Origin of the sequence: Nocardia kruczakiae NBRC 101016 (assembly GCF_001612965.1) — a bacterium.
GTDB classification, from domain to species: domain Bacteria; phylum Actinomycetota; class Actinomycetes; order Mycobacteriales; family Mycobacteriaceae; genus Nocardia; species Nocardia kruczakiae.
In genome coordinates, this window is record NZ_BDBL01000042.1 from 1 (window position 1) to 21,468 (window position 21,468).

The window sequence follows — 21,468 nt, forward strand, 5'->3', positions numbered from 1 at the left end:
AGACAAAATAGTCAAAATCTGCCGATGCGAGAGCGTGCTCGGCGCGGGGCCCGGGGCCGCCTGCGCCGCCGGCTCCCGGGTGGTCGAAGTGGTCATATTTCCAAGCCCTGTTTCGGTTCGGCCGTCGATGGTGGAGTTGATTCGGAGCGTATACAGAGGGCGTAGGGCGGTCGTTCATTTCCTCAGAACAAGGTCATCGGCTCGATCGGTGCCGGATCCGCGAGGGCCGGAAGCTCCGCGCCGGCGGACCGCACGTCATCGTAGAACCGCCGGGCCAGCAGTAACGAATCCGCATTGTCCGGAGTGTGAACGAAGACCGTCGGTGAGCGTCCCTCGCGCAACCACTCGACGACGAGATCGCGCCACGGCCGCCAGCCGGCGACGGTCGCCTCGATATCGTCGTTGCCGTGATACCGCACGATCGGATGGTCGGTCAATGCGCGTAGGCGGCGCGGCAGCCGCGGCTTCTTCGCGCTCGCCTCGTATTCGCCGGGGCTGCGCGGCGGCGCGGCGAACAGGGTGGTGGTGTCGAACGGAATCCATTCGGCGCCGACACGTTCCAGCACATACTCCAACCGGTCGGCGGCCTCGTGGTCGGTGAAGAAGGCGCGGTGGCGCACCTCGACCGCGCAGCGATACCGGCGCGGCAAGCGGTGCAGCAGTCCGGCGAGCACGCCGAGATCGTCCGGCCCGAACGAGGCCGGCAATTGCGCCCACAGCGCGTGAATGCGCGGACCGAGTGGTTCGACCGCGCGCAGGAATTCCGCCAATTCCGTTTCGGCACCGCGCATCCGGCGCTCGTGGGTGATGGTTCTGGGCAACTTCAGCACGAAGCGGAAGTCCTCGGGAGTCTGTTCCACCCACGACCGCACGGTGGCCGGATTCGGCGTCGCGTAGAAGGTGGTGTTGCCCTCCACCGCGGTGCAGTACCGGGCATATCCGCCCAGGCGCCGCCGCGAATCCGGCTGATACGCGCGCCACGCCTCGTGCGTCCACTGCGCGCATCCGACCGAGAGTGTCATGGTGTCGACGGTATCCGCCGGCGGTGACAACACCGCGCGGCGGATCAGCTCTGCGGTGCGCCGCCGCGGAAGAACAGGATCTGGTCGCCGTAGTCGGCCAGGGCACGCGCCTGCCCGGCCTGCCGGATACCGCTGGCGGGCAGGTTGGTCAGTTTGGCGAACATGCCTGAGTTGCCGAACGCGGCACGAACCTGGGTTTCGGACGCGTAGTCGGCGCCGTAGTCGGCGAGCATCGCGAAATCCAACGGCGCCAGCGGTTCGTCCAGCGGCTCCTGTCCGGCCGGTCGGCCCAGGGCGGCGAACTGCCGGGCGGCACCGTCGGCGTACCAGCACAATTCGTAGGTCAGATTCTCGATGGTGTTGACCGCGAGCACCGGCCACTGTCGCGAAAGCCGCAGCGCCAGAGGGTTTTTGCCGGTGGGTGCGAGTTCCCAGAACAGGCTCAGCACATGCACCCAGCTGCCCGCGCGCTGCAGCAGCACCACGTCGTCACCGAGGTTCGCAGCGGTGTTGAGGGCGGGATCGGGCATATGCCAATGGGTTTCGCCGACTCCGGCGAAGGCGCTGCTGTCCACCGGCTGCGCGCCGTCGGCGGCATAGGCCTCGATGACGGCCGCGCGTACCCGGGCCACCCCGTCGGCGGCGGCACAGCGCACACTCAACGCACCGTAGGAGGTGGCGATCTCCATCGGCTTGGACGGCGGATCCGCCAGCGCACCGGCGGCGAGGGGTTTGAGCCCGACCAGGCCGAGCTTCCAGTTGATCTCCTCGATCGTGGTCAGATCACCGGCGGTTTGGTACAGGATCTGCTGCTGGGTGAGATACCCGGCCCGCTCGAGCGTCGGACATTCCAACTTCACCAGGGCGGCATGGGTTTTGCTGGTGAACTCGAGTTCGTCGATCGAGGTCTCCCGCAGCCGGGTCGTCATCTCCGGCGTGGTCCACGCGGAATACCGTTCGCGATACGTCGCCAGCGCCTGTTTGCGCCCGCGGCCGATCATCAGCGTGCGCAGCAGCATGTTCAGGCTGGCCAGATAGCGCCCGGCCTGCTCGGGATTGGCGGCGAACAGGCCCGCGCGGATGCGCACCGCCTCGGCACTGGCCGCCACCGCCGACTCCGGATCCAGCCGGCACAGCCACACCCCGCATTTGGACAGACCGTCGGCGCACACTCCGGCCGCCATCGGATAGTTCTGCGCCACTTGGTGATACGCGTCGCAGGCCTGCCGGATGGTCGCGGTGGCCAGTTCACGATGGCCGATGGTGCGGGCGGCCTGTTCGAACAGTCGCAGCGCCTCGGTGACCTGCCCGGCGAACTGCGCGGTCACATGACCGGCGGTCAGCCAGTGCAGCCGGATCAGCACCGCCTCCTGGGCGGGTTCCAGCGCGGCGGGCGCGCGGTCGCGGTCGGCGCCCTCGGCCTTGGTGTCCAGGCAGGCCCTGGCCAGCTCGCAGAGCGACGTCGCCAGGCGGAGTTCGGCCTCGGCCGTTCGTTCCTGAGCGGCAGCCCTTCTGTGGTCGGCCACCTGCTGTTCGATCGCGCTCAGCGCACTCGCCATCCCAACTCCCGCATCACCTTCCGCATACGGTCGTCGACCGGCCGCATCGTGCCGTGCCGAGTCTGCCACATCCGGGGACCGCGCAGCAGCCGACGACATCCGCGAGCCGCGCCGCAGCGCGCCCGCAAACCGGGCCCACTCTCGGAAAAGAAGCGAATCGGTGTTAACTTATAGAAGAACCTCGAGTAACTTTGATCGATCGGAGTGGCTATGACCACGGCAGTCGTCGTCGATGTCGTCCGGACCCCGTCCGGTAAGGGAAAAACCGGCGGCGGCCTGTCCCGGGTCCACCCGGCCACCCTGCTGGCCGGAGTGCTGTCCGACCTGGTCGCACGCAACGACCTGGATCCGGCGCTGGTCGACGACGTGATCGCCGGCTGTGTGACCCAGAGCGGGGAACAGGCGTTCAACATCGCCCGCACGGCGGTGCTCGCGGCCGGATTCCCGGAGGCCGTTCCCGCCACCACCGTGGACCGCCAGTGCGGCTCCAGCCAGCAGGCCGCGCACTTCGCCGCGCAGGGCGTGATCGCCGGCGCCTACGACATCGCCATCGCCTGCGGCGTGGAGTCGATGTCGCGGGTCCCGATGTTCTCCAACGGCCAGGGTGCCGACGCCAACCGCGGCCCGATCGCTCATCGCTACCCCGAAGGCCTTGTCCAGCAGGGTATTTCGGCAGAGGTGATCGCTGCACGCTGGAAGTTCGACCGCGCCGCCCTGGACGAATTCGCGGCTCGGTCGCACCGGCTGGCCGCCGAAACCGCCGCGGCGGGCGGATTCGATCGCGAGATCGTCGCGGCCGGAACCTTGCAGGCCGACGAGACCATTCGTCCGACCACCACGGTCGAGGGCCTGGCCGGTCTGCGTCCCGCCTTCGCCGACGACCAGTATCTGGCCCGCTTCCCGGAGATCGAGTGGTCCATCACGCCGGGTAACTCCTCGCCGCTCACCGACGGCGCCTCCGCGGCCCTGATCATGAGCGAGGAGAAGGCCGCCGCCCTCGGCCTGCGCCCGCGCGCCCGCTTCCACTCCTTCGCCGTCACCGGCGACGACCCGCTGCTGATGCTGACCGCTGTCGTCCCCGCCACCGAGAAGGTGCTGGCCCGTGGCGGTCTGTCGATCGACGACATCGACGCCTACGAGGTGAACGAGGCCTTCGCGCCGGTTCCGCTGGTGTGGGCGCGCGAACTGAACGCCGACCCGGCCAAGCTGAACCCCCGCGGCGGCGCCATCGCGCTGGGGCATCCGCTCGGCGCCTCCGGCGTCCGTATCCTCGCGACGCTGGTCAACCACCTCGAACAGTCGGGCGGCCGCTACGGCCTGATGACGATGTGCGAGGCCGGTGGGCTCGCCAACGCCACCGTCATCGAACGGCTCTGAGGATCGAGCGGATCACGTGTGCCGGTCGGCGTCCCCGACGCCGACCGACGCACGCTACCCGCGGTGCCGGCAGCTGTCGGGCACGATATGCCCGGCGGTTACCAGCGCGTCGAACGCCGCCTGCTTGATACCACAGCCGTCGGTCGAACAATCGGTGTGCAACTGCATCACCTGGTGTGCACGTTCCACGGTCAACGGCCGGGTGGGCGCCGAATGTGCCATCACCACAATGAGATAATCGGTAGACAACTCCATGACATTGCCCCATATCCGGTTCTACATGTTGATGTAGCTACACGGTAACTCCATAGCGGGCCGTTGCCGACGGACAAGTACCGGACAATCCGGTGCCCAGAGGACATCTCAACGGGCACACGAGGATTGCCTCACCTAATCCGCTCGCCCGATCCGCCTCGGCTACTCGTCGGAGACATCCGGGAACGCCTGCTGCCGATGGCCGCCGCGCAGGGTTCCCGCCAGATACGCGGCCTTACAAGCACGTCGGGCGATCTTGCCGCTCGATGTGCGGGGAATCGACCCGGCCGGCACCAGGAGCAGTTCGCGCACCGTCACCCCGTGGCGTGCCGAAATCGCCGCCCGCACTACCTCCGCCACCGGACCCGCGTCGAGTTTGGCTGCGCCACTTCCCCGTTCCGCCACGATCACCAGATGTTCGCCCCCCGACCCGGAGGCGGCGAGGTCGGCGGGCAGTTCGTCACCGCGCACCGAGAAGGCGGCCACGAAACCCGGCCGCAGTGCGGTCGACGACTCCTGTGCCGACATCTCCAGATCCTGCGGATAGTGATTGCGTCCGTCGACGATCACCAGATCCTTCACGCGGCCGGTGATGTACAACTCGCCGTCGTGATACACGCCGTAGTCGCCGGTGCTCATCCAATTTGCTTGCGGCGCAGTGCCTTCGGCGTGACTGCCGGCAGCCTGCCGGGCGCGCAGCCGGTTGTGGAAGGTCGCCTCGGTCTCCTCGGGACGGCCCCAGTAGCCGATGCCCATATTCTCCCCGTGCAGCCAGATCTCCCCGACCCGGCCGTCCGGCAGTTCGGCGCCGTTGTCGTCCACGATCACCGCCCACTGCGAACGCGCCACATATCCGCAGGACACCTGTGCCACGGCATTTTCCGCATCCGGGTCGACCTCGACCAGCTGCCCGGCGTTGAGCCGGGTGCGGTCGGCGTGGACGACCCGCGCGGCGTCCTCGCGCCGGGTGGCCGACACGAACAGGGTGGCCTCCGCCATCCCGTAACACGGTTTGATCGCCGTCTTCGGCAATCCGTACGGCATGAAGGCGTCGTTGAATTTCGCCATCGACGACACCGACACCGGCTCACTGCCGTTGATCAGGCCGATCACATTCGACAGATCGAGGTGCTCCCCCGCCTTCGGCCGCCCCCGCGCGGCGGCGTGCTCGAAGGCGAAATTCGGTGCGGCGGCATAGGTTGCGGCGCCGTCGGAGGCGGCGGCCAGCTCCTTGATCCAGCGATAGGGCCGCCGGACGAACGCGCTCGGCGACATGATGGTGATGAACTTGCCGCCGATCGCCGGCAGGATCACACACAGCAGGCCCATATCGTGGAACAGCGGCAACCAGGTGACGCCGCGGGCGGTTTCGTCGATCCCGAGCGCGTCGATCATCTGCAGCAGATTGGTGCCGACCGAGCGGTGCGTGATCTCCACGCCGGCGGGCGTGCGGGTGGAGCCGGAGGTGTACTGCAGATACGCGACACTGTCGATGGTGATGTCCGGTTGGGTCCAGCCCGCGCCGACGCTGTCGGGTATCGCGTCGACCGCGATGATGCGCGGACGCTGCCCGGCCGGCATGCCGCGGAAGAATTCCCGCACCCCGCCCGCCGAGGAACTCGTGGTCAGAATCGCGGTCGGCCGGCAGTCGTCGAGCACGGCGTGCAACCGGTCGGTGTGGCCGGGTTCCTCCGGGTCGAACAGCGGCACAGCGATATTGCCCGCGTACACCGCCGCGAACATCGCCACGACGTAGTCCAGGCCCTGCGGCGCCAGCACGGCCACCCGGTCCCGCGGCCGGGTCACCTGCTGCAACCGGGCCGCCACCGCCCGCAACCGCGCACCGAACTGGCGCCAGGTGAGCTCGTGGTACTCACCGTCGCGCTCGCGCGAATAGTCGATGTAGCGGTAGGCCAGCTCGTCCCCGTTCGCCGCACTGTGCTTGTCGACGAAATCGATCAGGGTCGCATCGCCCAGGATGGCGATATTGCCGTCTTCGTCCAGATAGTCATCGAAGGTCTCGCCGATCATTCCCTCATCCTTTTCACGCACGTACGTCACGCACGAACAGTCACGCAGGAACGAAAGCCCGGAGCCCGCCCTCGGCGGGGCTCCGGCCGGGCAACTCAGTACCGGCCGAAGGCCAACGACACATTGTGGCCGCCGAATCCGAAGGAATTGTTGACCGCGTAGTCGATCCTCCCGGGCCGGGCCTCGCCCTTGACGATGTCCAGATCGACATCCGGATCCTGGTTGTCCAGGTTGAGCGTGGCCGGAACGAGGCTGTCGCGGATCGACAGCACCGTGAGCACCGATTCCAGCGCCCCGACGGCGCCGATGGAATGTCCCAGCGCCGATTTCGGCGCGTAGACCGAGGCGTGGCTACCGACCGCCGCGGCGATGGCACGGGCCTCCGCGGTATCACCGATCGGTGTCGCCGTGGCATGCGCGTTCACATGGGCCACATCGGTTTTCGACAATCCGGCGGTCTGCAGCGCGCGGGCGATGGCCCGCGCCGCGCCCTTACCGTCCGGATCCGGCGCCACCAGGTGGAAACCGTCGGAGGTGAGACCGGCGCCGAGCAGCCGGGCGTGCACCGTGGCGCCGCGGGCCCGGGCGTGTTCCTCGGATTCGAGCACCATCATCGCGCCGGCCTCACCGAAGACGAACCCGTCGCGATCGGTGTCGAACGGGCGCGAGGCGCGTTTCGGATCGTCGTTGCGCGTGCTCATCGCGCGCATCATGGTGAAGGCGGCGATCGCCACCGCCTGGATCGACCCTTCCACGCCGCCGGTGACCACCACATCGGCATCGCCCATCACGATCATCTTCCATGCGTTGGCGATGGCCTCCGACCCCGAGGAGCACGCCGAAACGGGGGTCGCGATACCGGCTTTGGCACCCAATTCCAGCCCGACCACCGCGGCCGCGCCGTTGGGCATGATCATCTGCACCGCCAGCGGGCTGACCCGGCGATATCCGCCGTTGGCCATCTTGTCCTTGACGTCGATGAGCGCTTCCGCACCGCCCAGCCCGGTGCCGATGGAGACGCCCAGCCGCTCCGGATCGACCTCGGGCGCACCGGCGTTGCGCCACACCTCGCGCCCCAGCACCAGCGCCATCTGCTCGACGTAGGACAACCGGCGGGCCTCCTCGCGGCTCAGCACGGTGGACGGAACGACCTGGAGGTGACCGCCGATGCGAACCGGAAGTTCGAACTGGTCGATGAAACCGTCGTCGAGTACGTCGATTCCGCTCTCGCCGTTCAACAGTCCCTTCCACGTGGAGTCGACATCACCGGCGATGGACGTGGTCGCGGCCAGGCTGGTGACGACGACGTCGCGGTAGCGCATACGGCTGGAAACCGTCATTCTCGGCTCACTTTCGACAGGCAACACTGCAGAACAGGGGCAACACTGCGGCGAATACAAGCTGGAGCGACAACGGTGGCGGTGGAGCGGCTACATTAGCGAGGCGAACACGACCGGCACAGCCCTGAGTGCCACCTGGCAACCCGGTCGTGACTGCACTGTACCGGTTTCTTCCCGCAGCGTCGCACGGCGATCCACAACGAGGAAGGGCAACACCGTGGTCAGGAATCTCACCCAACTCGAGTTGCTGCTGGAACTCGAGCCCGTGGCGGAGAGCAACGTGCATCGACATCTGTCGATGGCGAAGACGTGGCATCCGCACGACTACGTCCCGTGGGACACGGGACGCAATTTCGCCGCCCTCGGCGGAACCGATTGGGACCCCGCCCAGTCACGGCTGAGCGAGGTCGCTCGCGCCGCGATGGTCACGAATCTGCTCACCGAGGACAATCTGCCGTCCTACCATCGCGAGATCGCCGAGAACTTCTCCGCCGACGGCGCCTGGGGCACCTGGGTGGGCCGCTGGACGGCCGAGGAGAACCGGCACGGCATCGCAATTCGCGACTATCTGGTCGTCACCCGCGCGGTCGACCCCGTGGCCCTGGAGCGGGCCCGGATGGTCCACATGACCAACGGCTACGACGCGATGAAACTCGTGCGCGAGAGCGACCAGGCCGGCGTGATGGACCGGGCCGACACCGGATTCCTGCACTCGGTCGCCTACGTGACCTTCCAGGAACTGGCCACCCGGGTCTCCCACCGCAACACCGGCAAGGTCTGCGAGGATCCGGTCGCCGACCGCATGCTGGCGCGCATCTCGGCGGACGAGAACCTGCACATGATCTTCTACCGCAATATGTGCGCGGCGGCTTTGGATCTGGCGCCCGACCAGGCGCTGGAGGCGATTACCGATATCGTGTGCAATTTCCAGATGCCGGGCGCCGGAATGCCGGATTGGCGGCGCAACGGCGTGCTGATGGCAAAGCACGGAATCTACGATCTGCGCCAGCATCTGGACGACGTGGTGATGCCGGTGTTGCGCAAGTGGAATGTGTTCGATCGCAACGACTTCACCGCACGCGGCGACCGGGCGCGCAATACTCTCGGGGAATTCCTGGAGAAACTGCGAAACGATTGTGCGCGTTTCGAAGAACAGCGTGACCGGGCGCTGGCCCGGGAGGCCCGCAAACGGGACCTGGTCGGCTCCCGGCCGTGAGCGGCGGCGGCGCGCGGGTGTAAGCGACTGCATCCCCGAGCATTTCGATTGGGTTTCGAAAGCAACAGAGCGGCAGAACACATTGCCAGAAAATAGCCGCGGGTGCACACTGGGAGTTATGACCGCTTCACCCCGCGCTGCTCACTCCACGGACCGCGAAACCGTGGCGCTGATCGACGCATCCCATCCCGTCGTGCACGTCGAATTCCGGATCGGCGATCCGCACCGGCAAGCCAAGATGCGCGCGGTCATGGACCGGCTGCGCGTGGGAAACCGGTTCCGGAACCGCTGATTTCGCCTGCCGCCCCGATCGCTCGCTAGATCGCGATACCGACCAGATGGCCGACCGCGTAGGTCGTCGCCATCGCCAGCGCACCGCCCGCCAGCACGCGAATCGTCGCGCGCCGCACCGGCGCCTGCCCGAGCCGGGCGCCGACGGCGCCGGTCACGGCCAGGGCCACCAGAACCGCCGCCGCGGTGACCGGAACCCGGATCGCCGCGGGTACCAGCATGGCCAGCAGCGGCAGCAGGGCGCCGACGGTGAACGCGGTCGCCGACGACAGGGCGGCATGCCACGGGTTGGTCAGCTCGCTCGGGTCGATTCCCAATTCGGCCTCGGCGTGCGCGGCGAACGCGTCCTTGGCGGTCAACTCCTCGGCGACCTTCCACGCGGTGGCCGGCGTCAGACCCTTGCCCTCGTAGATGGCGGCCAGTTCGGCGAGTTCACCCACCGGGTCCTCGGCGAGTTCGCGCCGTTCCACGGCCAGCACCGCGCGCTCGCTGTCGCGCTGGGTGCTCACCGACACGTACTCCCCCAGCGCCATCGATACCGCGCCCGCGGCGAGTCCGGCGACGCCCGCGGTGACGATCGCCGTCGTCGACGTTGTGGCCGCGGCCACACCCACGACAACCCCTGCGACGGAGACGATTCCGTCGTTGGCACCCAGCACCCCGGCCCGCAGCCAATTCAGTCGCACCGACAAACCCGGGCCGTGAGTTTCCGGCCGGACCACACTCTCCATTACCGTCGTATCCGCTTGCACCGGACAAAAATAACTCGGCAGCCTTTTCTCCGCCAGCAAAGAAAGGCTGTCCGAATTTAGGTAAACCATTGCACAGGAAGGTATTCCATACCTTATTTCGAAAAGCGGGTACGCGCACTCGATCAATGTCGGCGGTACCGAATTCCGTTCGTCGCCAAGACTTTCGGTGCCGCCTTCTCGCGAGAGCCGGGCGAGCTGCGGCACTGTCCGATTCGCGTCGATCGACCCTGGCGCGCGGACGGTCCGGGACCGCCCGTGTCGCGCCACCCAGCGTTGGGAGGGCCGGATTGCGGGGTGATTGCGGCGCTCGGCGCTTACACTTTGCGAGACCAACTGGAAAGGGACTGGCGCAGAATGGACGCGGTCGTCACGGAAGTTGCGGTCGAAGGTAAGCGGCTCATCGACGAGGTGTGGCTGGGGCGGATCAGTCGCGAGCAGGCGGTACATCGGTTCGTGCAGGTGGGCGACGGGCTGGTCGAGTTCGACACGGCCGCCGACATCGTCGACGACGGACTGGCCTGGCTCGATTCCCACGCCTCCCGGCTCCGGCTACTGGCCTGGTGCTCGTGGCTGGAACTACCGGTCTTCGGCGGCCTGGCGGTCCTCGGCGTGCTGACCGAGGACTATCTGTCCACCGGATTCTCGCTGATCCTGCTGGCCGCCCTGCAGTTGGTGCACCGGCACATCGGTCCGCCCCGGCCGCCGATCCGGCGGCGGCAGCGCAGCATCTGAACGCCCGGACTTCCAGCGCCGATACGCCTCCGGCAGACACCGCGCGCACGGACGATATCCGGCGGCGACGGCGGTGGCCTCGTCGGCGAAGAACACCCGGTATGCGGCGTAATTGCCGCGACGCAGTGCGCGCAGTGCCGCCGGGCAGTCCAGCCGCCCGTAGATGCGCTGACGCCGATGGCCGCCGACGGTGCCCGCGATCGGGCTGCGGTACGGCACGGCGTCCGAGTCGAGCAGTAGGTAATCCCGCGCCGCAATCCCGGCCGCGCCGCATTCCTCACGCATCGTGGAAAACCAGGCCCAGAGTGTGGCGATGCCCGCTGCGCACCACGCTCACACCGTGGCGCATGGGCGCGGCCGACCAGCCGCGCGCCGACCGTACGGGGCGTTCCCGGGTGGTGAAGACCAGCCCGTGCCCCTGCGGCAGAGCGACTGCCGCGCCGCGGGATTGGGCGCGCGGGCGTTGTTCGACCATCAGGAATTCGCCGCCGGTGTAGTCCGAGCCGGCGGCATCGAGCCCGATCACCACCTGCAGCGGAAAGATCATGTCGCCGAAGAGGTCTCGGTGGAGCGCGTTCCAATCGCCGGGGCCGTAGCGCAGCAAGATCTGTGCCGAGCGAATCTGGCCGGCCCGGTGACACTGGGAGATCCAGTCGTCGAGGGCGTCCGGCCACGAACCGGGGCGGCCCAGTCGTTGCGCCCAGTTCCGCGCGATGGGCAGCAGTTTCGGATACAGCGCGGCACGTAACTCGGACACCGCCGCGGGCAGTTCGTGGGTGAAGTAGCGGTACTCGCCGGACCCGAAACGGTGGCGCGACATCTCGATGGTGGAGCGGAAGCGGTCGTCCTCGGTGTACAGCGCCGCGAGCGCACCGCACTCGTCGGCGCTCAGCAGGCATCCGCTGAGCGCGTATCCATGCTCATCGAGTTCGTCCGCTATCCGCGTCCAGTCCTGCGCATCCACCCGAGCGCCGAACGGCAGGCCCGGAACGGGCGGTGCGGGGCGACTTTCACGCGGCATGTTCGAGCTCCAGCAGTTGCCGTTTGCGATCGATCCCGCCCGCATAGCCGGTCAGGCGGCCGTTCGCGCCGATCACCCGATGGCACGGCCGCACGATCAGAACCGGATTGGCGCCGATCGCGGACCCGACGGCCCGCACCGCCGCCCGCGGCGCACCGACCCGGGCGGCGATGTCGCCGTAGGTCACCGTGCGGCCGTACGGGATGTCGTCGAGCGCCTGCCACACCCGACGCCGGAATTCACTACCTTCGACCGCGTAGTCGAGTTCGAAACGGGTGCGCTGCCCGGCGAAGTAGTCGTCGAGCTGGTCGAGCACCGAGGCGAACGGTGCGTGATCCTCGATCCAATTCGGTTGCGCTGCACCACCTTTCCCGCCTGCGATGGACAGGGCGGTGAGCGCGACACCGGACGGGCGCGGCTCGCCGACGAGCATCAGCTCACCGAGCGGGCTCGCCGTCGTCGTGTAGACCGTCATTGCTGATCCTTTCGGTATTCGATCCGTACGAGCCCCAATCTGCCGGAGCCCCGGATCGAATACCGGCGGAAATCAGACATCGCGTCCCGGCCGCGCGGCGCGGGCGGATACCACGGGAATGAAACGGTTCGCGCGGGCGTCGGAGCGGATATGCGACTTCCCGATTCCGCGCGCGAATTCGTCGGCGCCGGCGCCAACGCGACCCTGGTCACCCTGAATGCCGACGGCAGCCCGCAGATCTCCGTCGTCTGGGTGGCGCTGCGGTCGACTCCCGAGGGCGACGAGCTGGTCAGCGCACACCTCGGCGACTATCTGAAGGTGCGCAACGTCCGCCGCGATCCGCGCGTGGCGTTGACCATCGTCTCGGATCAGCCGAGCGAGTTCATGCGCCCGTATCTGTCGGTCACCGGCACCGCGCGCATCGTCGAGGGCGGTGCGCCCGAACTGTTGAAGGAGTTGGCCGCCGTGCTGGCCGCACCGGGACTGAACTTCCCGCCCGCCGACGCCCCGCCGGGATTGCTGACCCGGGTACGGATCGACAAGATCGGCGGGGTCGGCCCCTGGGCGAGCTGAACGGACCGGTCCGGCGCCGCGCTCAGGCGTTCGACAGCACCGCTGTGCGCCGGACCGGCTGCAGTGTCTTGTCCAGATTCGTGCGCATGGTCGTGGCCGAATCCAGCAGGTAGTTCTGGCGCACCTTCCACGGATGCCGGTCGCCCTGGCGCGGGAAGTCGCCGATGGACCGCTGGATATAGCCCGAGGCGAGGTCGAGCAGCGGATGTTCGGTGAGCTCGGCCTGCGGCTGCGGCACCACGGCCTCGTATCCGCGCCGGTCCATATGGGCGATCACCTTGCACACGAGCCGTGAGGTCAGGTCGGCGCGCAGCGTCCACGACGCGTTCGTGTAGCCGATGCAGACCGCGAAGTTGGGGACGCCGGTGAGCATCGTCCCCTGCCAGACGAACCGCTCGGACAGGTTCACCGGCTCACCGTCGACCTCCAGCGCGATACCGCCGAAGGCGAGCAGTTTCAGTCCGGTTGCCGAGATGACGATGTCGGCGGGCAACACCCGGCCCGACTTCAGCCGGATCCCCTCGGGCACGAAGGCGTCGATGTGATCGGTGACCACCTCGGCCTTGCCCTTACGCATCGCCTTGAAGAAGTCGGCATCCGGCACCGCGCACAGCCGCTGATCCCACGGGTTGTACTCCGGGGTGAAGTGTTCGGCGACCAGCTTCTCGTCCTTGAGAATGCGAGTGGTCAGCCCGGTCAGCAGCTTGCGCGCGGCCTGCGGGCGACGCCGGCAGTACTGGTAGAAACCGACGTTGAACAGGATGTTCTTGGTGCGGATCACCCGGTGCGCCAAGCCCGCCGGCAGCAGTTCCCGAATCTTGTCGGCCTGCTTGTCCCGGCCGGGGACCGCGGAGATCCAGGTCGGTGAACGCTGCAGCATGGTCACCAGCTCGGCCTGTTCGGCCATCGCCGGAACCAGCGTCACGGCGGTGGCGCCGCTGCCGATGACCACGACCTTCTTGCCGGCGTAGTCGAGATCCTCGGGCCAGAACTGCGGATGCACCATGGTGCCGGAAAAGGTTTCCACGCCCGGGAATTCGGGGGCGTGCCCCTGGTCGTAGTCGTAGTAGCCGGAGCACGAATAGAGGAAGCGACAGCTCAGTGTGCGCTCCGCATCACCCTGCCGCAGGGTCAGCGTCCAGCGCGATTCGGCGCTGGACCATTGTGCCGCAACGACTTTGGTGCCGTAGCGAATATGCTTGTCGATCCCGTGGCGGCGTGCCGTCTCGGTGATGTAGCGCAGAATCGAGGGACCGTCGGCGATCGATTTGGCATCGCGCCACGGCTCGAACGGGTAGCCGAGGGTGAACATATCCGAATCGGAACGGATGCCCGGGTATCGGAACAGGTCCCAGGTGCCGCCCAGCGCCTCACGCGCCTCGAGAATCGCATAGGACTTTCCGGGCAATTCCGTCTGCACTCGGTAACCGGCGCCGATTCCGGACAGACCGGCGCCCACGATGACGACATCGACATATTCACCAGCTGCGGTCATGGTTCCAGTGTGCTGGTTCGTTCCCGGGCATTCTTGACTTTGCACGACAAGTATTTGATTCTGGACGACATGTCGGTGATCCGCTCGGCCGGTTTGCGCGGTTTCCGCGCGACCGTGGCCGAACTCGGGGGAAATGCGGAGGAATACGCGGCCGCCGCCGGCTACCCGATCGCCGCCCTCGATGCCGACGACCTGCTGGTCTCCGACGAGGCGATGGCGCTGGTACTGGAGATCGCCGCCGACCGGCTGCGATGTCCCGATCTGGGCCTGCGGATCGCCGCCCGGCAGGACCTCGGCATGCTGGGACCGCTCGCCCTGGCCATCCGCAGCTCCCCCACCCTGGCCGATGCACTGGAGTGCACCTCGCGCTACCTGTTCGTGCACGCGCGCTCGCTGAGCTTGACCATCGAACCGGATCCCTACGGCGACCGCGGTGTGACGGCCCTGCGCTACGGCGTCGAACCCGGATTTCCACAACCCGTCCAGGGCACCGACCTGGGCCTGGGATTCCTGCATCGCACACTGATCCGGCTGGTGGAAGGCCCGTACGGGTTGCGCTCGGTGGAGCTGCCGTACCGCCCGCCGGGTTCGCGCGCGACCTACGAGAACTTCTTCGGCGTCCCGGTGCGCTTCGAGCGACCGGCGGCGATGCTGCGGCTGCCGAGCAATCTCACGTCGCGCGCCATCGCGGGCGGCGATGCGAATCTGCGCCGGCTGGCGGTGGCGTTCCTGGCCGAACAGGCCGGCGACACCGGCGCCTCGACGGTGCCGGGGGTGCGGGCCGCCGTGCAGCAACTGCTGGGTACGACCGCCCCCCAGATCGATTCGGTGGCAAGGCTTCTGACGATCCATCCGCGCACGCTGCAGCGCCGCCTGGCGGCCGAGCACACGAGCTTCGCCGCCATCGTCGACGATGTGCGCCGCAGTGAGGCGCGGCGCTATCTGACCACGACGGATCTGCCGATGAGCCAGATCGCCTCACTGCTCGGCCTCGCCGAACAGGCCACCCTGACCCGCTGCGCGCGCCGCTGGTGGGACAGCACTCCCACCGCGATCCGGCGCGCCGCCCGAGCCTGAGCGGCCGTCGGCTCAGTGCGTGACGCTGGGGTCCCAGCGGCTGGCGGTGATGGTGAAGCCCTGGATCGAGGCGAGCGGAATCATCGCCTCGTAGTTGCGCTGATATCCGGTGCTCGTGATGCGCCAGCGGCCGTCGGATTCCCGGCGATAGGTGTCGCGGTAGTACGCGGCGCCGCGAATCATGATCCCGTGTTCGGGAACGATGACCGTATCCTCCAGGCACCAACTGCCGGAGGCGGAGTCCCCGTCCACCGCGATCTCGGGGTGACTGCACACGTGCGAGGTGATCATGGTGCCGGTCATCGCGCCGCTGAGATAGCCGACGATGGCGTCGCGGCCCTGGAACTGCAGCGGTCCACCGCCCGAGGGCGAGCCGTAGTCGGCCACCGCGTCCGCGGCGAGGGTATCGGCGAACTCGTCCCACTCCCGCAGATCCAGCGTCCGCAGATAGCGGTATTTCAACGCACGAATCTCTTCCAACGCAACCAGATCCATCGCGGTCACCTCCTGGTATCGGCCCCGCCAGCACAATAGAACAGGTTTCTGTTTCGGTCCGGGCTTTCCCGTTGACCGGGACGGCCCGGACCGATTCGGGCCGATCAGGCGTGGGTGCCGCCGTCGATGCGCACCTCGGTGCCGGTGATGAAGGCGCCGTCGTCGGAGGCGAGCATGGCCACCACACCGGCGACCGTGTCGGGCGAGGCGAAACCCTGGCCGAGCATCGGCATCAGCTTGGTGAACAGCGAGAAATCGGCGTCCTCGGGCAGTCCCGGACCGCGGCCGTCGGTCATATCGCTCGAGATCGAGCCGGGCGCCACGGCCACCGCGCGCAGGTTCTGCTTGGAGTACTCCGAGGCCAGCGCATGGGTCATGGACATGATGCCGCCCTTGGACGCGGCGTAGGCGGCCATGTACGGGTGCGCGAAGTAGGTGGAGGTGGAAGCGAAGTTCACGATGACGCCGCGACCGCTGTCCAGCAGCGCCGGCAGCGATTCGCGAATCATCAGGAAGGTGCCCGTGAGGTTGGTGGTGATGATGCGGTTCCAGTCGGCCAGCGGCATCTCGTGGGTGTGCGCCGAACGGAGAATGCCGGCGGCGTTGACCAGCGCGTCCAGCCCGCCCAGGGTTTCCACGGCCTTGGCGACCCCGGCCTGCACCGAGGACTCGTCGGAGATGTCGATCGTGACGGTGGTCAGCCGATCGGCGCTGCCCTTCTCGGCAGCCTGTTTCGCGGTTTCGGCCAGGCCCGCCTCGCTGACGTCGGCGGCCACCACGGTGCCACCCTCGGACAGGATGCGATGCACGGTGGCGCGGCCGATACCGGATCCGGCGCCGGTGATCAGAACTCGGCGATCTGCGAAACGCTCCATTGCGAAACTCTCCTCAACTGCGATTTTGACGTTCGATTGACACACTACGCCTGAGTGGCACGTTGTGCCAGAGTGACAAATCGCGCTTAGACTGTGCGGACAGGAGGTGACTCATGCCCGAGTCGAGAACCGGCCCGTCCGCCACCGCATCGCCGCGGCCGAACCTGGCCCAGCGACGCAAGTCGGCGACCCGGATGGAGATCGCCCACACCGCCGCCCGCCTGTTCGCCGAACGTGGCACCGCGGCGGTCACCGCCGAGCAGATCGCCGCCGCCTCCGGCGTCGGCCTGCGCACCTTCTATCGCTATTGCCGTACCAAAGAGGATGCCGTGGAACCGATGCTGTCGGCGGGTGCGTCTCGCTGGCTGGACATCCTCGGCGACGGACCGGACCGGTTGCCTACCATCGCGGAACTGGAAATCGCCGCGATCCGCGCCCTGACCGTGGTGGACCGCGACGAACTCGACATCACCCGCGGCCTGTTGCGCGCGATGGCCGACGATACGGCCCTGCGCGCGGTCTGGTTCCGGGTCAACCTCACCGGCGAGCACGCCCTGCTGGAGCTGCTGACGAAGCTGTCCCCGGACAGCGATCGACTGCGTCTGCGAGCGCTTGCCGCCGCGGCCGCCGGCGCGATCCGCATCGGACTGGAGCAATGGGCCGACGACGACGGCCCGGCGCAGGCGCGGGCCCATGTCGGCGCGATCGACGAAATACCTTCGACTACAACACATTCGGGCGGCCCCGCTCCTCTGGTGGTCAGATGTATGCGCGAACTCACCGCCGGCGTCTATGCGCAAGCCCCCGCGGATCCGACAGCGTCGGGCTGACCGTCGCCGCGGCGCCGGCCCGTGCGATCCGCCGCCGACGACGCGCGAGGCCGCGCCCAACTGCCGCATGATGAGTCCATGAACACCGGGAATTGGCATGTGCTGGTGGAGGAGCAGGTCGGCGCCTCGAAGGATTACCGGCAGTGGGAGTTGTCCTCGATCCACCCGGCGGGAGCGGATCGGTCCGATGCCGAACGGCTCGCCGAGGAGCTCTCGCGCACCTATCGCCCCCACCATCCGCTCAGCCCGCGCCGCCGCACGCGCTACCGCACCGCCGACGGCTGGGTGGTCGTGGTCGACGGCGCGATGAGCGACTTCCGCTTCCGGCTGACGATCGCCGAACGCGTACCGGACTGATCGCGCTCCTGGATCAGCTTTTCCCGGATTTCGCTCCGGACTTCTTCTCCGACTTGGCTTCCGCCTTGCCGTTCGCCTTCTTTCCCTTCGGCTTCTGGCCGTTCACGGAGGCGTCGAGTGAGCGTTCGGCTCCGGAGCCGGCCACCGCGGCGACGATCAGTCCGGACTCGTCGGCGTCGACGCGTACGGTGTCGCCCGGGTTGAGCTCGCCGCCGAGGACCAGCCGGGACACCTGGTTCTCCAGCTGCTTCTGTACCGTCCGGCGCAGTGGGCGGGCACCGAATTCGGGCTGATATCCGTTCTCGGACAGCCAATCCCGTGCCGCGTCGGTGACGTCGAGCTCGATGTCCTGAGCGCGCAGGCGGCGACGGGGGCCGTCGAGAACCAGATCGACGATGCGGCGCAACTGTTCCTGGTCGAGCCGGTGGAACACGATGGTCTCGTCGATGCGGTTGAGGAATTCCGGGCGGAAGTGCTGTTGCAGCCGCTCCATCAGTCGTGGGGTGATGGCGTCGAGCTCCGCCGAGGTGGCCTTCAGGATCAGATCCGAACCGATATTGCTGGTCATGATCACGATGGTGTTCTTGAAATCGACGGTGCGGCCCTTGGCATCGGTGACGCGCCCGTCGTCGAGCAACTGCAGCAGCACGTTGAACACGTCCGGATGGGCCTTCTCCACCTCGTCGAACAGGATCACCGAATACGGCTGGCGGCGAACCTTGTCGGTGAGCTGCGCGGCATCCTCGTAGCCCACATATCCGGGCGGTGCGCCGACCAGCCGGGACACCGTGTGCTTCTCCTGGAATTCGCTCATGTCGAATCGGATCAACCGGTCCTCGTCGCCGAATACCGCCTCCGCCAAAGCTTTCGCCAATTCGGTCTTACCGACACCGGTCGGGCCGAGGAACAGGAACGAGCCGATCGGGCGGTTCGGATCCTTCATCCCGGCCCGGGCGCGGCGCACCGCCTCGGCGACCGCCACGATCGCCTCGTCCTGCCCGATCACCCGCTTGTGCAGCACGTCCTCGAGTTGCAGCAGACGCTGGCGTTCCTCGACGGTCAACTCCGACACCGGAATTCCGGTCTGCCTGGACACCACCTCGGCGATGTCGTCGAGCGTGACCGTCGGCGCCTCGTCGGCGGTGATGTGGCCGATCCGCTCCTCGGCGGCGGTGATCTCGCCCTTGAGTTCGTCCGCGCGGGCGTAGTCCTCGCCCGCGACGGCGGCATCCTTCTCCCGTTCGAGGCGCGACAATTCCTCCTGTGCCGCACGCAGATCCGGGCCCGGCATGCGGGTGCGCAACCGGACCCGGGCACCGGCCTGGTCGACCAGATCGATCGCCTTGTCGGGCATGAACCGGTCGGTGATGTAGCGGTCCGAGAGCTCCGCGGCGGCGACCAACGCCTCGTCGTCGTAGTGCACCTGGTGGTGTTCCTCGTAGACGTCGCTGAGTCCGCGCAGGATTTCGATGGTGTCGGAGACCGACGGTTCGGGGACCAGCACCGGCTGGAAGCGGCGCTCCAGGGCGGCATCCTTTTCGATGTAGCGCCGGTATTCGTCGACGGTGGTGGCGCCGATGGCATGGAGTTCGCCGCGGGCCAGCGCCGGCTTGAGCAGATTGCCGGCGTCCATCGAACCCTCGCCGCCGGTGCCGGCGCCCACGATGGTGTGCAACTCGTCGATGAACAACACCAGTTCGCCGGAGTGCTCGCGGACCTCGTCGAGAATCTTGGTCAGCCGCTCCTCGAATTCGCCGCGATATTTGCTGCCCGCCACCAGCGAGCCCACATCGAGGGCCACCACCCGCCGATCGGCCAGCGTGCTGGGGACATCGCCGTTGACGATCCGCTGCGCCAGACCTTCGACGATCGCGGTCTTGCCGACGCCGGGATCGCCGATGAGCACCGGATTGTTCTTGCGCCGCCGGGACAGGATTTCCACGGTCTGCTCGATCTCCTCGGCGCGGCCGACGACCGGGTCGACCTTGCCCGCGCGGGCCTCGGCGGTCAGGTCCCGGCCGTATTCGTCGAGTGTCGGAGTGTCGGTGGGCTTCTTCTGTCCCTCCGCGACCGGCAGTTTCGCGCCCGAAAGGGACTGCACGGCAGGGCTTTCCGGGTTGTCGGCGATGCCGAGCAGAATATGTTCCGGGCCGATGTAGCTGGATCCCGCCTCGGCGGCGTTGCGTTGTGCGGTGCGCAGGGCCAGTTTGGCGCCGGGTCCGAGCACCACCTGCCCGCCCGCGGTCGCGGTGGCCTCTCCACTGCCGGCCGCACCACGCATCTGCGCGGCGACCTTGTCCGGATCCAGGCCCAGCTGGCCGATGATCCCGCGCGACGGCTCGACCTGAGTGGCGGCGTAGAGCAGATGTTCGGCGGTGACCTCCGGATTTCCCCAGTCCTGCGCGGCCGACCGGGCGATCGCGATCAGCTCCTTGGCGCTGTCGCTGAGCAGCCGTCCCAGATCGATGCGCTGCACCGGCGGCTGCGCGGCCATACCGGGGCCGAAGAAGCGGTTGAACAGGTCGTCGAAGGAATTGAACGAACTGGGCCAGGCAGCGGTCATGTCCACACCTCGTATCTCGGAATCTCGTCGTCGCAGCGGCGAGCGAACGGACAGCTACGGTCCGCATCGCCGCACTCACTCGCAGAACCACTCCGAAACGGTCGGGTCCCACCGTACCCTCGGCCCCCCTTTCCGTGGAGGTCGCCGATGCATCCGTTACTTTCCAGCGATCCACGTGGACGTTTCCGGCGATCCATCCGCCGCGAAGTGGGTATCGATGGGAGCATGGGCCCCGTCCCGAAGGTCACCACCGATCGCATACCGATGCCGGGCGGATTCGAACACGTTGATCTTGCCGCGGTGCCACACTCGAAGATGGTTGGGCTCGAGGAGGAACTGTGACCACAGCACCGTCTCGAGGCGCCGCCGAGATCGAAGCCGTAAGGCCTTATCCCCGGCGGATCGCCCCGAAGGGTTCCCAGATCTGGTCGATCGTCACGACGACCGATCCGAAGCTGCTCGGCATGATGTACATCGTCAGCTCGATGGCGTTCTTCCTCGTCGGCGGGCTGATGGCGCTGCTGATGCGGTCCGAGCTCGCCCGGCCAGGTCTGCAGTTCCTGTCGCCGGAACAGTTCAATCAGCTGTTCACCATGCACGGCACGCTGATGTTGCTGTTCTATGCCACGCCCATCGTGTTCGGCTTCGCCAACTGCATCCTGCCGTTGCAGATCGGCGCCCCCGATGTGGCGTTCCCGCGACTGAACGCGCTCAGCTACTGGCTCTATCTGTTCGGCGCCTCGATCGCCACCGCCGGATTCGTCACTCCCGGCGGCGCCGCGGACTTCGGATGGACCGCCTACACGCCGCTGTCGGATATCGTGCACTCCCCCGGCGTGGGCTGCGACATGTGGATTCTGGGTCTGGCCGTCTCCGGTCTGGGCACGATTCTCGGCGGGGTCAATATGCTCACCACCGTGGTCGTCCTGCGCGCACCGGGGATGACCCTGTTCCGGATGCCGCTGTTCACCTGGAACATCGTGGTCACCAGCGTGCTGGTCCTGCTGGCTTTCCCGATCCTCACCGCGGCGCTCATGGCGCTGGCCTACGACCGTCATCTCGGTGGACACATCTACGATCCGGCCACCGGCGGCAACCTGCTCTACCAGCACCTGTTCTGGTACTTCGGCCA

At 67.5% G+C, this 21,468-nt stretch carries 21 protein-coding genes and 1 pseudogene; 9 read left to right on the forward strand and 13 right to left on the reverse strand.

Going from position 1 to position 21,468, the window contains the following annotated elements:
* Window positions 1-182 precede the first annotated feature (182 nt).
* Window positions 183-1,022, reverse strand: a complete 840-nt coding sequence (locus NK1_RS26635; protein WP_063013060.1) for a DUF72 domain-containing protein — start codon at window positions 1,020-1,022, stop codon at window positions 183-185.
* Between the two features lie 44 nt (window positions 1,023-1,066).
* Window positions 1,067-2,581, reverse strand: coding sequence for a hypothetical protein (locus NK1_RS26640; protein WP_063013036.1), 1,515 nt, complete (start codon window positions 2,579-2,581; stop codon window positions 1,067-1,069).
* 210 nt (window positions 2,582-2,791) lie between these two features.
* Between NK1_RS26640 and NK1_RS26645 the strand changes: the two genes are divergently transcribed.
* Window positions 2,792-3,958 (forward strand): thiolase family protein, encoded by a 1,167-nt coding sequence (locus NK1_RS26645; protein ID WP_063013038.1) that lies wholly within the window; start codon window positions 2,792-2,794, stop codon window positions 3,956-3,958.
* 54 nt (window positions 3,959-4,012) lie between these two features.
* Here NK1_RS26645 and NK1_RS26650 read toward each other — a convergent pair whose 3' ends face one another.
* The 3 genes from NK1_RS26650 to NK1_RS26660 all read right to left on the reverse strand — a co-directional run bounded on the left by NK1_RS26650 (window position 4,013) and on the right by NK1_RS26660 (window position 7,584).
* Window positions 4,013-4,213 carry a hypothetical protein gene (locus NK1_RS26650; RefSeq protein ID WP_062963520.1) on the reverse strand — a complete coding sequence of 67 codons (201 nt, stop codon included), beginning with the start codon at window positions 4,211-4,213 and terminating at the stop codon, window positions 4,013-4,015.
* A 162-nt stretch (window positions 4,214-4,375) separates the two neighbouring features.
* A complete protein-coding gene (gene fadD32 / locus NK1_RS26655) occupies window positions 4,376-6,244 on the reverse strand; it encodes a long-chain-fatty-acid--AMP ligase FadD32 (RefSeq protein WP_063013062.1) in 1,869 nt (622 codons plus the stop codon).
* Window positions 6,245-6,339: 95 nt separating this feature from the next.
* Entirely contained in the window at window positions 6,340-7,584 is a 1,245-nt protein-coding gene (locus NK1_RS26660; protein WP_063013040.1) for a KasA/KasB family beta-ketoacyl-ACP synthase, read from the reverse strand.
* A gap of 217 nt (window positions 7,585-7,801) precedes the next feature.
* On the opposite strand from NK1_RS26660, the gene NK1_RS26665 reads away from it, so the two are divergent.
* A complete protein-coding gene (locus NK1_RS26665; RefSeq protein WP_063013042.1) occupies window positions 7,802-8,800 on the forward strand; it encodes an acyl-ACP desaturase in 999 nt (332 codons plus the stop codon).
* Window positions 8,801-8,918: 118 nt separating this feature from the next.
* A complete protein-coding gene (locus NK1_RS34750; RefSeq protein WP_156055668.1) occupies window positions 8,919-9,092 on the forward strand; it encodes a hypothetical protein in 174 nt (57 codons plus the stop codon).
* Between the two features lie 25 nt (window positions 9,093-9,117).
* On the opposite strand, the gene NK1_RS26670 is transcribed toward NK1_RS34750, so the two are convergent.
* The gene (locus tag NK1_RS26670) at window positions 9,118-9,822 is read right to left on the reverse strand and encodes a VIT1/CCC1 transporter family protein (RefSeq protein WP_063013044.1); all 705 of its coding nucleotides are present in this window, start codon (window positions 9,820-9,822) and stop codon (window positions 9,118-9,120) included.
* A gap of 375 nt (window positions 9,823-10,197) precedes the next feature.
* Here NK1_RS26670 and NK1_RS35845 point away from each other — a divergent pair, with 375 nt between their 5' ends.
* Window positions 10,198-10,575, forward strand: coding sequence for a hypothetical protein (locus NK1_RS35845; RefSeq protein ID WP_030516063.1), 378 nt, complete (start codon window positions 10,198-10,200; stop codon window positions 10,573-10,575).
* Between the two features lie 3 nt (window positions 10,576-10,578).
* Here NK1_RS35845 and NK1_RS35850 read toward each other — a convergent pair.
* From NK1_RS35850 to NK1_RS26685, 3 genes and pseudogenes are all read right to left on the reverse strand, one after another.
* A pseudogene (locus NK1_RS35850) lies at window positions 10,579-10,860 on the reverse strand (Ada metal-binding domain-containing protein); the annotation flags it as partial.
* Window positions 10,853-11,596 carry a 2OG-Fe(II) oxygenase gene (locus NK1_RS26680; protein ID WP_063013046.1) on the reverse strand — a complete coding sequence of 248 codons (744 nt, stop codon included), beginning with the start codon at window positions 11,594-11,596 and terminating at the stop codon, window positions 10,853-10,855. The gene NK1_RS26680 and the pseudogene NK1_RS35850, both read right to left, overlap by 8 nt.
* The gene (locus NK1_RS26685; RefSeq protein ID WP_063013047.1) at window positions 11,586-12,071 is read right to left on the reverse strand and encodes a methylated-DNA--[protein]-cysteine S-methyltransferase; all 486 of its coding nucleotides are present in this window, start codon (window positions 12,069-12,071) and stop codon (window positions 11,586-11,588) included. The genes NK1_RS26680 and NK1_RS26685 overlap by 11 nt, the downstream gene beginning before the upstream one ends.
* Before the next feature lie 150 nt (window positions 12,072-12,221).
* Between NK1_RS26685 and NK1_RS26690 the strand changes: the two genes are divergently transcribed.
* The gene (locus NK1_RS26690; protein ID WP_063013049.1) at window positions 12,222-12,644 is read left to right on the forward strand and encodes a PPOX class F420-dependent oxidoreductase; all 423 of its coding nucleotides are present in this window, start codon (window positions 12,222-12,224) and stop codon (window positions 12,642-12,644) included.
* A gap of 22 nt (window positions 12,645-12,666) precedes the next feature.
* Here the strand turns inward: NK1_RS26690 and NK1_RS26695 are convergent, their stop codons facing one another.
* Window positions 12,667-14,139 carry a flavin-containing monooxygenase gene (locus tag NK1_RS26695; protein ID WP_063013051.1) on the reverse strand — a complete coding sequence of 491 codons (1,473 nt, stop codon included), beginning with the start codon at window positions 14,137-14,139 and terminating at the stop codon, window positions 12,667-12,669.
* Between the two features lie 9 nt (window positions 14,140-14,148).
* On the opposite strand from NK1_RS26695, the gene NK1_RS26700 reads away from it, so the two are divergent.
* Complete coding sequence (locus NK1_RS26700) at window positions 14,149-15,216, forward strand: AraC family transcriptional regulator (protein ID WP_245660837.1); 1,068 nt, start codon at window positions 14,149-14,151, stop codon at window positions 15,214-15,216.
* Between the two features lie 12 nt (window positions 15,217-15,228).
* On the opposite strand, the gene NK1_RS26705 is transcribed toward NK1_RS26700, so the two are convergent.
* Together NK1_RS26705 and NK1_RS26710 are read right to left on the reverse strand one after the other, a co-directional pair.
* Complete coding sequence (locus NK1_RS26705; RefSeq protein ID WP_063013066.1) at window positions 15,229-15,711, reverse strand: nuclear transport factor 2 family protein; 483 nt, start codon at window positions 15,709-15,711, stop codon at window positions 15,229-15,231.
* Between the two features lie 104 nt (window positions 15,712-15,815).
* Window positions 15,816-16,586: an SDR family NAD(P)-dependent oxidoreductase gene (locus NK1_RS26710; RefSeq protein ID WP_036498754.1), complete on the reverse strand. Its 771-nt coding sequence runs from the start codon at window positions 16,584-16,586 to the stop codon at window positions 15,816-15,818.
* 113 nt (window positions 16,587-16,699) lie between these two features.
* Between NK1_RS26710 and NK1_RS26715 the strand changes: the two genes are divergently transcribed.
* Entirely contained in the window at window positions 16,700-17,416 is a 717-nt protein-coding gene (locus tag NK1_RS26715; RefSeq protein WP_063013053.1) for a TetR/AcrR family transcriptional regulator, read from the forward strand.
* 78 nt (window positions 17,417-17,494) lie between these two features.
* The gene (locus NK1_RS26720) at window positions 17,495-17,773 is read left to right on the forward strand and encodes a hypothetical protein (RefSeq protein WP_063906118.1); all 279 of its coding nucleotides are present in this window, start codon (window positions 17,495-17,497) and stop codon (window positions 17,771-17,773) included.
* Window positions 17,774-17,786: 13 nt separating this feature from the next.
* Here NK1_RS26720 and NK1_RS26725 read toward each other — a convergent pair whose 3' ends face one another.
* On the reverse strand, window positions 17,787-20,336 hold the full coding sequence (locus NK1_RS26725) for an ATP-dependent Clp protease ATP-binding subunit (RefSeq protein ID WP_063013056.1): 2,550 nt from the start codon (window positions 20,334-20,336) through the stop codon (window positions 17,787-17,789).
* A 338-nt stretch (window positions 20,337-20,674) separates the two neighbouring features.
* Between NK1_RS26725 and NK1_RS26735 the strand changes: the two genes are divergently transcribed.
* Window positions 20,675-21,468, forward strand: a 794-nt coding sequence (locus NK1_RS26735) for a cytochrome c oxidase subunit I (protein ID WP_218023180.1), incomplete at its 3' end; no start/stop codon positions are given.

Bases quoted from the DNA above. Each gene is read 5' to 3' on its own strand.
- NK1_RS26635 (WP_063013060.1), bottom strand. From the start codon at position 1,022: ATGACACTCTCGGTCGGATGCGCGCAGTGGACGCACGAGGCGTGGCGC.
- NK1_RS26640 (WP_063013036.1), bottom strand. From the start codon at position 2,581: ATGGCGAGTGCGCTGAGCGCGATCGAACAGCAGGTGGCCGACCACAGA.
- NK1_RS26645 (WP_063013038.1), top strand. From the start codon at position 2,792: ATGACCACGGCAGTCGTCGTCGATGTCGTCCGGACCCCGTCCGGTAAG.
- NK1_RS26650 (WP_062963520.1), bottom strand. From the start codon at position 4,213: ATGGAGTTGTCTACCGATTATCTCATTGTGGTGATGGCACATTCGGCG.
- fadD32 (WP_063013062.1), bottom strand. From the start codon at position 6,244: ATGATCGGCGAGACCTTCGATGACTATCTGGACGAAGACGGCAATATC.
- NK1_RS26660 (WP_063013040.1), bottom strand. From the start codon at position 7,584: ATGACGGTTTCCAGCCGTATGCGCTACCGCGACGTCGTCGTCACCAGC.
- NK1_RS34750 (WP_156055668.1), top strand. From the start codon at position 8,919: ATGACCGCTTCACCCCGCGCTGCTCACTCCACGGACCGCGAAACCGTG.
- NK1_RS26670 (WP_063013044.1), bottom strand. From the start codon at position 9,822: ATGGAGAGTGTGGTCCGGCCGGAAACTCACGGCCCGGGTTTGTCGGTG.
- NK1_RS35845 (WP_030516063.1), top strand. From the start codon at position 10,198: ATGGACGCGGTCGTCACGGAAGTTGCGGTCGAAGGTAAGCGGCTCATC.
- NK1_RS26680 (WP_063013046.1), bottom strand. From the start codon at position 11,596: ATGCCGCGTGAAAGTCGCCCCGCACCGCCCGTTCCGGGCCTGCCGTTC.
- NK1_RS26685 (WP_063013047.1), bottom strand. From the start codon at position 12,071: ATGACGGTCTACACGACGACGGCGAGCCCGCTCGGTGAGCTGATGCTC.
- NK1_RS26690 (WP_063013049.1), top strand. From the start codon at position 12,222: ATGCGACTTCCCGATTCCGCGCGCGAATTCGTCGGCGCCGGCGCCAAC.
- NK1_RS26695 (WP_063013051.1), bottom strand. From the start codon at position 14,139: ATGACCGCAGCTGGTGAATATGTCGATGTCGTCATCGTGGGCGCCGGT.
- NK1_RS26705 (WP_063013066.1), bottom strand. From the start codon at position 15,711: ATGGATCTGGTTGCGTTGGAAGAGATTCGTGCGTTGAAATACCGCTAT.
- NK1_RS26710 (WP_036498754.1), bottom strand. From the start codon at position 16,586: ATGGAGCGTTTCGCAGATCGCCGAGTTCTGATCACCGGCGCCGGATCC.
- NK1_RS26715 (WP_063013053.1), top strand. From the start codon at position 16,700: ATGCCCGAGTCGAGAACCGGCCCGTCCGCCACCGCATCGCCGCGGCCG.
- NK1_RS26720 (WP_063906118.1), top strand. From the start codon at position 17,495: ATGAACACCGGGAATTGGCATGTGCTGGTGGAGGAGCAGGTCGGCGCC.
- NK1_RS26725 (WP_063013056.1), bottom strand. From the start codon at position 20,336: ATGACCGCTGCCTGGCCCAGTTCGTTCAATTCCTTCGACGACCTGTTC.